The 11,760-nt window shown below is 74.4% G+C and carries 8 protein-coding genes; 1 reads left to right on the top strand and 7 read right to left on the bottom strand.

Annotated elements, in window-relative coordinates:
* Window positions 1–73: 73 nt before the first annotated feature.
* Window positions 74–892, bottom strand: a complete 819-nt coding sequence (locus ACZ58X_RS09355; protein ID WP_470333041.1) for a phytanoyl-CoA dioxygenase family protein — start codon at window positions 890–892, stop codon at window positions 74–76.
* A gap of 59 nt (window positions 893–951) precedes the next feature.
* A complete protein-coding gene (locus ACZ58X_RS09360) occupies window positions 952–4,311 on the bottom strand; it encodes a non-ribosomal peptide synthetase (protein WP_470333042.1) in 3,360 nt (1,119 codons plus the stop codon).
* Window positions 4,312–4,614: 303 nt separating this feature from the next.
* On the opposite strand from ACZ58X_RS09360, the gene ACZ58X_RS09365 reads away from it, so the two are divergent.
* Window positions 4,615–6,447 (top strand): non-ribosomal peptide synthetase, encoded by a 1,833-nt coding sequence (locus ACZ58X_RS09365; protein WP_470333043.1) that lies wholly within the window; start codon window positions 4,615–4,617, stop codon window positions 6,445–6,447.
* Between the two features lie 69 nt (window positions 6,448–6,516).
* Here the strand turns inward: ACZ58X_RS09365 and ACZ58X_RS09370 are convergent, their stop codons facing one another.
* From ACZ58X_RS09370 to ACZ58X_RS09390, 5 genes are read right to left on the bottom strand one after another with little or no spacing between them, the layout of a single operon-like run.
* Window positions 6,517–7,017 carry an FBP domain-containing protein gene (locus ACZ58X_RS09370; RefSeq protein WP_470333044.1) on the bottom strand — a complete coding sequence of 167 codons (501 nt, stop codon included), beginning with the start codon at window positions 7,015–7,017 and terminating at the stop codon, window positions 6,517–6,519.
* Window positions 7,018–7,076: 59 nt separating this feature from the next.
* A complete protein-coding gene (locus tag ACZ58X_RS09375) occupies window positions 7,077–8,672 on the bottom strand; it encodes an amino acid adenylation domain-containing protein (protein WP_470333045.1) in 1,596 nt (531 codons plus the stop codon).
* Window positions 8,662–9,693 carry a GHMP family kinase ATP-binding protein gene (locus tag ACZ58X_RS09380; protein ID WP_470333046.1) on the bottom strand — a complete coding sequence of 344 codons (1,032 nt, stop codon included), beginning with the start codon at window positions 9,691–9,693 and terminating at the stop codon, window positions 8,662–8,664. Before ACZ58X_RS09380 ends, ACZ58X_RS09375 begins: the two co-directional genes overlap by 11 nt.
* On the bottom strand, window positions 9,686–11,011 hold the full coding sequence (locus tag ACZ58X_RS09385; protein WP_470333047.1) for an MFS transporter: 1,326 nt from the start codon (window positions 11,009–11,011) through the stop codon (window positions 9,686–9,688). Before ACZ58X_RS09385 ends, ACZ58X_RS09380 begins: the two co-directional genes overlap by 8 nt.
* A complete protein-coding gene (locus ACZ58X_RS09390; RefSeq protein ID WP_470333048.1) occupies window positions 11,008–11,751 on the bottom strand; it encodes a thioesterase II family protein in 744 nt (247 codons plus the stop codon). Before ACZ58X_RS09390 ends, ACZ58X_RS09385 begins: the two co-directional genes overlap by 4 nt.
* Window positions 11,752–11,760 lie beyond the last annotated feature (9 nt).

The raw sequence follows: 11,760 nt of genomic DNA on the forward strand, positions 1-11,760 counted from the left end.
TGGCTCCGGGGCCCGCGCGGTCATGGCCTCGCGGCCCGCGCGGTGGCGGGGTCGGCGGGCCCCGGCCGTGCGGTCAGGAACGGACGTCCAGTGCCGTCGCGTCGTGGTTCAGGAAGAACTCGGGGCGCGGGTTCGCCCACTCCGCCGGGGCGTTGCCCACCGTGTTGTAGGTGATCAGCGCGAGCGTCCGGGGCTGCTCGGACCGGTTGGGCGACGAGCCGTGCACGATGTTGCTGCTGAACAGCACCACCGTCCCGGCGGGGCCGGTGGCGCGGTGGACGCCGTGCTTCTCGGCGAGTTCCTCGGCCACGGCCGGCGGGATCGAGTGCGACAGGTTGGCGGAGACGATGGCCGACCAGTTGTCGTCCGCGCGGCTCGCGCTGTCGGCCCGCTGTTCCTCGGCGGTCTCGTACCTGGTCGCGACGGTGTGGCTGCCGGGGATCAGCTGGAGCGGGCCGTTCTCCTCGGTGACCTCGTCCAGGAAGACGGCCGCGGTGAGCGCGTCCGGCGCGGGCATGCCGTCCTCCCGCTGCCAGAAGGTGAAGTCGCGGTGCCACTCCCAGCGGTCACCGGTGTTGGCGGCCTTCGGGTTGATCTTCCACTGGTAGACGTACATGGACTCGCCCAGCAGCGTCCGTGCCGCGCGGGGGAGCAGGGTCTCCTCGCTGACGGTGCGCCAGGGGGCGCCCTTGCGGTGCAGGCCGTAGACGGCGCGGACGGTGCTGCCGTCCTGCTCGAAGAAGCGCTGCGGGCCGTCCTCGGCGAGGAGGCCGGGGAGCGCCCGGCGGATCTCCTGGAGGAGCTGATCGGGGATCAGGGCGGGGAGGACGACGAAGCCGTCTCGGTGGTACTGCTCGACGATTCCGTCGAAGTCGACATCGGGTTCGGTCATGGCACGACACTCCTGCGTCGGTGGGTGGGCGCACGTCGGTGTGCGGGTTCAACACAGTGTCACCGGTCGCTCGCGGCGGCGCTGTCCAGCAGTGCGGCCAGCTCGGCCACCGTGGGGGTCTCGAAGAGCGCGCGGAGCGGCAGTTCGACGCCCAGCTCCGAGCGGATGCGGTTGATCAGCCGGGTGGCCAGCAGCGAGTGTCCGCCGAGGTCGAAGAAGCTCCGGTCGACGTCGACGTCCGGCCGGCGCAGGACCGTGGCGAAGACCGCGCTCAGCCGCCGCTCGGTCTCGCTGCCGAACTCCCGTGCGGTGGCCGGGGTTTCGGATTCGGGGGCGGGGAGGGCGGCCCGGTCGAGCTTGCCGTTCGGGGTCAGCGGCAGCCGGTCGAGCCACACGTAGGACGTGGGCAGCATGAAGGAGGGCAGCGTGCGGGACAGGTGCCGGCGCAGCTCCGCCGGAGTCGGAGCGGGGGCAGGGGCGGCGGCGGGGACGGCGCCGCGGCCGGTCCCGGCAGGGGCCGGGACGAGGTAGCCGACCAGGGCCTTCCCGCCGGGCCGGTCCTCCCGCGCCACCACCGCCGCCCGGGCCACGGCCGGGTGCCGGCTCAGGGCCTCCTCGATCTCCCCGGGTTCCACCCGGAAGCCCCGGATCTTGACCTGGTGGTCCGCCCGGCCGAGAAAGGCCAGGGTGCCGTCGGGCAGCCACTGGGCCAAGTCGCCGGTGCGGTACATCCGCGCTCCGGGCGGCCCGAAGGGGTCGGGGAGGAAGCGTTCTGCGGTCCGGTCGGGCCGGCCCGCGTAGCCCCGGGCGACGCCGGCCCCGGCCAGGTGGACCTCGCCGACCACGCCGTACGGGACCAGCCGCAGGGTCGGATCCAGCAGGTACACCCGGGTGTTGGCGATCGGGCCGCCGATCGGGGCGGTGGCCGGCCAGCCCGTGCTGTCCGGTGCCGGGCTGTACGCGGTGACGGCGTGAGTCTCGGCCGGCCCGTAGATGTTGTGCAGCCGCCGGCCGGTGTCGGGGTGGTGGAAGGCGCGGGCCCGGGCGCTGGTGGTCAGCGCCTCGCCGCCCTGGTAGACGGTGCGCAGCGGGGCGAGGGCCCGTCCGTGCTCCTCGGCCGCCTCGTACAGGGCCTCGATCACCGAGGTGGGCGCGAACAGCTCGTCGACCTCGTGCCGTTCGATCCACCCGGCCAGGTCCTCCGGGCTGCGGCGGATCGCGTCGGTGGGGACGACCAGGGTCTTGCCCGTCACCAGGGTGGTCAGGATCTCCTGGACGGACGCGTCGAAGCCGATCGCGCAGAACTGGGCGGTCCTGGTGCCCGGGCCGCCGGGGAAGGCGGTGCGGTGCCAGGTCAGCAGGTTGAGCAGGCCGGCGGCGGGCATCAGGACGCCCTTGGGGGTGCCGGTCGAGCCCGAGGTGTAGATCAGGTAGGCGGACTGCTGGGGGTGCAGCGGGGCGGTGCGGTCGCGGTCCTCGGGGTCGTGGTCCGGTCGCCCCGCGAGGTCGGCGGCGGTGTCCGCGGTGTCGGTGCGCAGCTGCGGGACGCCGGGCGGCAGGGCCGGCGCGGTGTCGGCGTGGGTGAGGGCGAGCACCGGCCGTGCGTCGCCGAGCAGGTGGGCGATCCGCTCGGGCGGGTAGTCCGGGTCGACCGGCAGGTAGACGGCCCCGGTCTTGAGCACCGCCAGCAGGCCGACGAACATCTCCGCGGAGCGCGGCAGCAGCAGGGCGACCACCCGTTCCGGCCCGGCGCCCCGGGCGATCAGCGCGTGGGCGAGCCGGTTGGCGCGGCGGTTCAGCTCCGCGTAGCCGAGTGCCTCGCCCTCGTACAGCAGCGCCGTGGCGTCCGGGGTGCGGGCGGCCTGGTCCTGGAAGAGCTCGGGGACGGTGCGCGGGGGCGGCGCGAGCCGTTCGCCGGTCCCGGTGGTCAGCAGCAGGGCGCGCTCCGCCGCGGAGACCGTGGGGAGGTCGGCGACGGGCCGGCCCGGGTCGGCCACGGCGGCGGTCAGCACCGCCAGGTAGTGCTCCGCCAGCCGCTGGATCCGGTCGCGGTCGAAGAGTTCGGTGGCGTAGGCGAAGCGGCAGACCAGGCCGGTCGGGCGCCGCTCGACCTGCACCTCCAGGTCGAAGCGGGTGCTGCACCCGGCGATCTCGACGAACCCGGTGCGCAGGGCCGGTCCGGGCCCGGAGGGGGCCGGGGAGTCGTGTAGGTCGGCGTAGGTGCAGAGGACCTGGAAGAGCGCGGCGCCGGTCCGGTCGCGCCCGGGGGCGACGGCCTCGACCACCTGGGCGAAGGGGACGGCCTCGTGGGTCTGCGCCGCCGCCACCGTGCCGCGGGTGCGGCGCAGCAGCTCCCGGACGTCCGGGGAGCCGGCCAGGCTGGTGCGCAGCGCCACCGTGTTGGCGAAGAAGCCCACGACGCCGTGGTACTCCGGCTGCCGCCGGTTGGCGACCGGCGTGCCGATCACCAGGTCCGTCCCGCCGGTGCGGTGCGACAGCACGACGTTCAGCACGGCCGTCGCCAGCATGAAGGGGGTGACGCCCTCGGCCCGGCAGAGCTCGCCGACCCGGGCGGTGAGCCGGGGCGGCAGTTCGAGCAGGACGGCGTCGCCCGCGAAGCTGGGCCGCGCGGGCCGGGGGCGGTCGGTGGGCAGGTCGAGCCGGGGGAGCGGGCCGCGCAGCTGCTCCTGCCAGTACCGCAGGCCGTCCCGGAACCCGCCCTGGTCCGTCGCCGCCCGTTCCCGGCGCGCGTGGTCGGCGAAGGTGGCGGGCAGCGGCGGGAGTTCGGCGGCGGGGCCGGTGGTCAGGCCCTGGTAGAGCGTCCACAGTTCGGCGAGGAGGACTCGTTCGGACCAGCCGTCGATCACGCTGTGGTGGAAGTTCAGCAGGAGGACGTGCCGGTCGGGCTCCGTGCGCAGGAGCGCGGCCCGGACGAGGAGTTCGCCGTCGAGGGCGAAGGGCCGTCGGGCCTCGGCGGTCAGCTGCCGGCCGAGCTCGGCCTCCCGGGCGGCCGGGTCGGATCCCTCGACGGTGCGGTACGGGACGTCGAACTCCGCTGCGGTGACGGTCTCCTGGAGCAGGTCCTGCCCGTCGAAGGTGAAGCGGGTCCGCAGCGCCTCGTGCCGGCGGACCAGGTCGCGGACGGCGCCGGTGAGCGCGTCGGGCCGGAGCGGGCCGTCGATCCGGACGGCGATCGGGACGTTGTAGGCCGCGTTGCCGCCGTGCAACCGGTCGAGGAACCACAGGCGTTGCTGGGAACTCGACGCGGGAACCGGTCCGGTGGCCGGAAGGTGTTCGACCGTCGGTTTTCCGGTCGTGGTCCTGCGGTTTTCGCGCAGGCGTCGAAGGAGTTCGTTATCGGAATTCACGCCGCACCCCCGTGTCGACGGCACGATGTCAATCGACGTGCCCGGCCTCATGGTTGTGGAAGTTCGTAGGAGGCCGGGAGATTGTGTCCGCGACGGCCCCGTTGTCGATCAATCGTCGAGTCTGCCAGGAACCGGGGAGGTTCGGTAGCCCGAGTTTTCCCGAACGGCACGGTGCCGTCCGGAAACTCGCCGGAATCGCGCCGTACCGGCGCAGGGGCCGACGAGAGGTGAGATATTGTCATGAACGGGACATCCGGGCGGGGTGGTCGCCCGCGGATCTTGTTCCGGGGGCCCGCCCCGTTGCAGGATCGCTCTGTCGACGCAGTCCGCACCGTACCCGACGATGGGGGATCCATGCTCTCCGCAGACGACGCGCCGACGGTCCACCGGCTGGTGGAGGCCCAGGCCGACCGCACCCCGGACGCGCTCGCCGTGGTCAGCGGCCCGGACCGGACGACCTACCGGCAGCTGAACGCGCGGGCCGACCGGCTGGCCCGAGCCCTCCGGGCCCGCGGCGTCACCCCCGGCAGTCACGTCGCGGTGGCCGTCGAACGCGGCACCGGCCTGGTCGCGGCCCTGCTGGCGGTGCTCAAGGCGGGCGCCGCCTACCTGCCGCTCGACCCCTCGTACCCGGACGGGCGCCTGCGCTTCATGGTCGAGGACGCCGAGGCCGCCGTGTTGGTGACGGACCGTCACAACAGCGGCCGCGCCTGGGCCGAGGGCCTCCAGGAACTCCTGCTGGAGGACCTGGACGGGCCGCGGCACGCCGACGACCCGGACGACCCGGACGGCCCGGAGGACCAGGTCTCCCCGGAGGACCGGGCCCGCCCAGGCGGCCCCGAGGGCCTTGCCGGGCCCGACGACCTCGCCTACCTGATCTACACCTCGGGCTCCACCGGACTGCCCAAGGGCGTGATGGTCCGGCACGCCGGCGTGGTGAACTTCCTGGCCGACATGGTCGAGCGGTTCGCGCTGGGCCCCGCGGACCGGTTCTTCGCGATCACCACCGTCTCCTTCGACATCGCCGTGCTGGAGATCTTCGGGCCGCTGGTCAGCGGCGGCACCGTCGTGCTGGCCGGGCGTGAACTGGTGCACGACCCAAGGCGGCTGGCCGAGGCGCTCCGGGCCTCGGCGGCGACCCTGCTGCAGTCCACGCCCTCGCTGCTGCGCCTGCTCGTCCCCGAACTCCGGGAACGGGTGCCGGGCCTGCGGGTCGTCGTCGGCGGCGAGGCGCTGACCGCCGAACTGGCCGGGGCGCTGGCCGGTGTGGCGTCCACCGTCACCAACGTCTACGGGCCCACCGAGACCACCGTGTGGGCCACCGCCTGGGAGGTCGACCCCGGTGGCCGGGTGTCGATCGGCCGGCCGATCCGCGGCACCGACGTGCTGGTGGTGGACGACGCGGGTGCCGCCGTCCCCGACGGCACCCCGGGCGAGCTGTGGATCGGCGGGGCCGGGGTCGCCCGCGGGTACTGGCGGCGCCCCGGGCTCACCGCCGAGCGGTTCGTGCCGCACCCGGGCGCCCCTGGGACGCCCGCCCGGGTCTACCGCACCGGCGACCTGGTCCGCCGCCGCCCGGACGGCCTTCTGGACTTCCTCGGCCGGATCGACCACGAGGTCAAGCTGCGCGGGATGCGGATCGACCTCGGCGAGGTCGAGGCGGTGCTCGGCGCCCACCCGGAGGCCTTCGCCGTCGCCGTGCTGGCCCGCGAGGACCTCCCGGGCGGCACCGCCCTGGTGGCGTACGGCGTCTGGCGGAGCGGCCGGGCGCCCGAGGTCGCCGCGCTGCGGGAGTGGTGCCGCCGCAGCCTGCCCGAGCACATGGTCCCCGGCCGGTTCGTGGCCCTGGACGAACTGCCGCTGACCCCCAACGGAAAGGTCGACCGCAGGGCCCTGCCCCGCCCGGACGAGGGCCGCCCGGACCTCGGCACGCCGTACGCGGCGCCGCGGGACGAGATCGAGGGCATCATCGCCGGGCTCTGGGCCGACGCGCTCGGGATCCAACCGGTGGGCGTGCGGGACGACTTCTTCGAGCTGGGCGGCCACTCGCTGCAGGCGGCCGGGATCGTGGACCGGATCGAGGCCCTGACCGGACTGCGGCTCGGCGCCGAGGCACTCTACGAGCGTCCCACGGTCGAGCGGTTCACGGCCCACCTGCGGGAGGCCTTCGGGGCCGGGGCGCCGTGACGCCGGAGGCCGACGACCGCCCGGGTCGTCGGCCTCCGGCCTCGGCCGCCGGCTTCCGCGGCCCGCGGATCAGGCCTTCTTGAGCACCTGCGCCACGAAGGCGTCGAGGTTGGTCATCGTGCGGGCGATCTGCTCCTCCAACGAGAGCGACTCCTCGGGGCGGCTGACCGAGGCCGACCTGCGCTTGCCGCGCACGTACAGCGAACAGGCCAGGTCGGCGCAGATGTACGTGCCGACGGTGTTCCCCTCGCGCCCGGCCGGCCCGGCCAGCCGGGCGGAGAGCAGGGCGACCCCGCTGCCGCCGTGGATGGTGATGCACAGCGAGCAGACGTTGGTCTTCGTCAGGCTGCGCCGGACGTTCGGCGACCGCAGGGTGATCCCCACCAGGCCGTCGCCCCGCTCCACCACCAGGTAGCCGCGGTCGGGCGCGCCCGGATCCCGCCAGCCCAGGAAGTCCAGGTCGTCCCAGGGGAGTTCGGAGAGGTTGCGGGGAAGGCTCAGCCTGCGCGCCTCTCCCTTGGTGCAGTTGACGAAGGATTCTCGGACTTCGTTGTCGGCGAGTGGGCGCATTTGACAGATCCTAGCAGTGGGCTTGTCGGACACGATCGGGCATTTGACGGGTCGTTCATTCAGGAAAGGACGGGAGGGGCCTCGGAGGCAAGGGAATTACGGGCCGCCAGGGCATCCCGGTCGACCTTTCCGCCGGGGGTCAGCGGGATCTCCGGGAGCACGGTCAGAAGGGTCGGCACCATGAACTCGGGCAGCCGGTCGACCAGATGGGCCCGGAGCTCCTCGGCCCGCTCCGACCGATCGGCACGCAGCACCACGCAGGCGGCCAACCGGTCGCCCGGGGTGTCCGGTTCGGCGGGCTGGACGAAGACGGCCGCCTGGGCCACCGCCGGGTGGCCGAGCAGCGCGGCCTCCACCTCGGCGGGTTCGATCCGGAACCCCTTGACCTTCACCTGCCGGTCGGCCCGGCCGAGGTAGTACAGAACGCCGTCCGCGCCGCGCCGCACCAGGTCGCCGGTCCGGTACATCCGTTCGCCGGGCGGGCCGTCCGGGCAGGGCAGGAAGCGCTCGGCGGTCAGGTCCGGTCGCCCGAGGTAGCCGCGGGCCAGCGCGGCGCCCGACACGTACAGCTCGCCCTCGGCCTCCGGCCCGTCGACCGGCCGCAACCGCGCGTCCAGGACGTGGAGCCGGACGCCGTCGATGGCGGTGCCGATCGGGACGGGCCCGGGCGGCAGCTCCGCGCCCGGTTCGATCCGGTACTCCGTGCAGCCGACGGTGGCCTCGGTCGGCCCGTACTCGTTGACCACGGTGGCCTCCGGATGCCGGGCCCGCCAGCCGGCCAGTGCGGCACCGAGCAACTGCTCGCCGCCGAGGACCAGTTCACGGCGGGGGGAGAACTCCGCCGGGAGCAGGTCGAGCAGCGGCAGGTGCCCCGGGGTCGCCTTGAGGAAGGTGCACGGGTGCTCGCGCAGGGCGGCCCGGCCGCCGCCGCGCCCGCCCGCCAGGTGCACCGCGCCGCCGGCCAGCAGGGGGGCGAACAGGCCGGTGACGGTCAGGTCGAAGGCGACCGAGGACTGGACCAGCGCCACCCCGCCCGTGCTCGGGTAGGAACGTGCCGCCCAGGTCAGGTAGTTGACCACGGAGGCGTGGCACAGCACGACGCCCTTGGGCCGTCCGGTCGAGCCGGAGGTGTAGATGACGTACGCCGGGTGCTGGGGCCGCAGTTGCCGCAGGCGCTCGGCGTCCCGCACCGGGTCGGCGCCGTGGCCGGCCAGGGCGAGCCCGGTCGCGGCGGAGTCCAGCAGCAGCACCGGGGTCGGGGTGCGGGGCAGCGCCCCGGCGGTCGGGGCGACGGTGAGCAGCAGCGCCGGTTCGGCGTCCCGGAGCACCTGGTCGAGGCGCTCCGCCGGGTACCCCGGGTCCACCGGGACGTAGGCGGCGCCGGCCTTGAGCACCCCGAGCAGGGCCACCAGCAGCCCGACCGACCGCTCCAGGGCCACCGCCACCAGCTGCTCCGGACCGATCCCGCGCGCGATCAGCTCGCGGGCCAGCCGGTTGGCGCGCTCGTCCAGTTCCCGGTAGCTCAGCCGTTCGGTGCCGCACAGCACGGCCGTCGCGTCCGGGCGGCGCTCCGCTCGGCGGGCCAGCAGCCCGGTGAGGGTGTCCGCCTCGGCCTCGGCCGGTGTGGCGTCAGAGCGCGGGGGCCTAGAGCGCATGGGACTGTCCTTCCCCGGCGACGGGTGCGGCCGGTACGGCGGTGAGGTCCGCTGCGGCGGTGAGGTCCGCCACGGCGCTGAGGTCCGGTACGGCGGTGAACTCCTCGGGGCCGAGCGTGCGGTGCACCGACACGGTGCCGCCGGCCGACCGGCAGACGGCCCGGGCGTGCTCGACCTTCGCGGCCAGCTCCGGGTCGCCGGCGGGCAGCAGGACGCCCAGGTTGGTGCCGCTGTGCGCGCGGACCAGCCCGAGGCCGTCGAGCTCCGCGCAGAGCGCGCGCAGTTCCGCGGAGCCGCGGTGCGGCCGCCGCCGCAGGCTCAGTTCGGTGCTGCGGGTGGCGATCCGGCCGACCTCGGCGAGGTCCCCGGTGCGCACCGCCGTGCCCAGCGCGGTCAGCAGCCGGCCGTACTCCCGGCGTTCCTCGTCGGTGTAGTCCTTGGGGATCCGGTTGAAGCCGACGGTGTCGACCCGGCCGCCCTCGTCGTGGGCGAGGACGGTCATGGACGGCAGGAAGCCGAGCCGCTCGCGCAGCCGGACGTCCCGGTGCAGGAAGGAGACGATGCCGTCGTACATCACGCCGTCGGTCGGTTCGATCCGCCGCAGCAGCGCCTCGATCGAGGTCGGTGGCAGGGGTGTGCGCAGCGCCGCCGCGACGGCCCGGGCGGTCGCCACCAGGTCGGCGGAGGAACTGGCCAGCCCCTTGCCCTCGGGCAGTTCGCCGGTCAGCTCCAGTTCGCCGCCGCCGGGCCGTCCGGTCAGTTCCAGCAGCAGCCCGGCCAGCCGCCGGGACTTGGCCTTGTGGGCGGGCCGGACGGTGACCCCGGGCTCCTCCGGGTCGTAGCGGAAGGTCGCGGAGCTCCAGCCGGCGATCGGGAGGGTGACCAGGAACTCCGGGCCGTCGTCGGGCAGTGCGCCCTGCAGCAGTTCGCCGAAGGTGCCGAAGGCCCGGCCGGTGCCCGTGCCGCGGCCAGGGGCCTCCCGCAGCGCGGTGGCGGCGGGCAGGTCGGTGGGGCTAGTCAACCGGGACCCCCTCGACGGGGTCGGCCTGGGCCGACCCGTGGTCCGCGGTCGGCTCCGGGCCGGCGGCCGCCCCGGGGATCTCGGTCACCCGTCGGACCGGCGACAGGGCGATGATCCCGGCGGCCACCAGGAGGCCCACCGAGGCGAGCACCAGGGCCGGCGAGACGCCGATCCGGTCGCCGAGGAAGCCGCCGAAGACGGCCCCCAGGGGGGCGCCGCCCATGACGACCATCCGCACCACGGCGGTCATCCGGCCCTGGAGTTCGTCCGGCGTGATGGAGGTGCGGTAGGCGCGCAGGTTGATGTTGCAGACGATCACCATCGCGGAGTTCACCACGTGCATCACCAGCAGCAGCACGATCGCCGCGGCCTCCGGCACCACGGTGGCCAACGGGGTCAGCAGCGAGGCCAGGCCGATCACGGTCGAGGTGAGCACCAGCAGCCGGCCCAGCGGCATCCGCCGGCTCATCGGCCCGGCCAGCACCGCCCCGATCAGGGCGCCCGCGCCCGAGGAGGCCAGGATGACGCCGACGAAGGTCGGGGCGAGGTCCAGGCTGCGGGTCACGAAGGCGAGGAAGAGCGGTTCGCAGGCGAGCGCGAAGAAGTTGGCGACCAGGGTGGCGAGCACCAGGACCCGCAGCAGCGGGTTGCCCAGGACGAAGCGGGTGCCCTCGGCCGCGTCCTTCCAGACGGAGCCGGGCTCGCCGGTGCTCTCCGGGGCCGGCTCGCGCCGCCTGATCCGCGAGGTGAACAGCGCGGACACCACGAAGGTGGCCGCGTTGAGGGCCATCGCGACCGGGCCGGTCAGGGCCTGGACGATCACCCCGCCGAGCGAGTGGCCGCCGATGTTCGACACCGAACTGCTCAGCTCCAGCTTGCTGTTGCCCTCGATCAGGTCGTCGCGCTCGACCAGGGCGGGCAGCAGGGAGGCGTTGCCGATGTCCGCCACCACGCTGCACAGGCCGACCAGCAGGACGACGCCGACCAGCAGCGGCACCGTCAGGGCGTCCAGCCACCAGGCGCACGGGACGAGCATCATGGTGGCGCCGCGCAGGAGGTCGGCGCCGATGATGATGGGGCGCTTGGGCTTGCGGTCCACCCAGACCCCGACGAACAGGCTCACCAGCAGGTAGGGCAGGTAGCTCGCGGCGCTGAGCACGCCCAGCTCGGAGATCGAGGCCGAGAGCGTGACCGAGGCGATCAGCGGGACGGCCACGGCCGTCATGTTGGAGCCGAGCATGGACGCGGACTGGCCGAGCCACAGGTTGCGGAAGTCTCCGTTGCGGCGCAGCACGCCGGTCTTCCGGCCGGACGTCACAGTGCCAGTCCCTCGGTGAATCGTGCCATCAGTTCCGCCGGGGCCTTGAGGAAGGCGTGGTGCTCGCCGTCCAGCACCACCGGGTGGTAGCGGTCGGGGGCCGCGTACTCCCGCCAGCCGTCCATCTGGTCGGGCCGGATCTCCACGTCCCCGCTCCAGCCGATCGCGTGCACCGCCGCGTCCAGCAGGACCGGGGCGTCCAGCCGGTAGTTCCGGTTTCCCGCCACGTCCTGCTCCAGGACGTCCAGCGCGAGGTCGAGGGCGGACGGCTGGACCCGGCCGCCCATCGACAGCGTCAACCGCGCGAGCTCCTCGCGCAGTTCGTCCCGGCCCAGGCCGAGGAAGCGCCCGTACGGTCCCTGGTGCGGCGCGACCTGGGAGGAGACGAACACCGCGGTGGGCACCGGCCGGCCGGTCCGTTGCAGTTGCAGCGCGGTGGCGAACGCGGCCAGCGCGCCGCCGCAGTGCCCGAACACGCCGAACGGCCGGTCCAGGTAGGGCGCGAGCGCCTCGGCGGCCTGTTCGGCCAGTGACTCGTACGAGCCGTGGTGCGGCTCCCGCATCCGGTTCTCCCGCGCGGGCAGCTGCACCGGGCAGAGCTCGACGTCTCCGGTCCGCCGCGGCCACCCGTTGTACATGGACGCGCCGCACCCGGAGTACGGGAAGCAGAACAGCCGGGCCGCCGCCTCCGGCGACGGCCGGCGCAGCAGCCACCTCCCGGGCTTGCTGACCGTCGTCATACAGCACCT

Source organism: Kitasatospora sp. NPDC040550 (assembly GCF_055594965.1).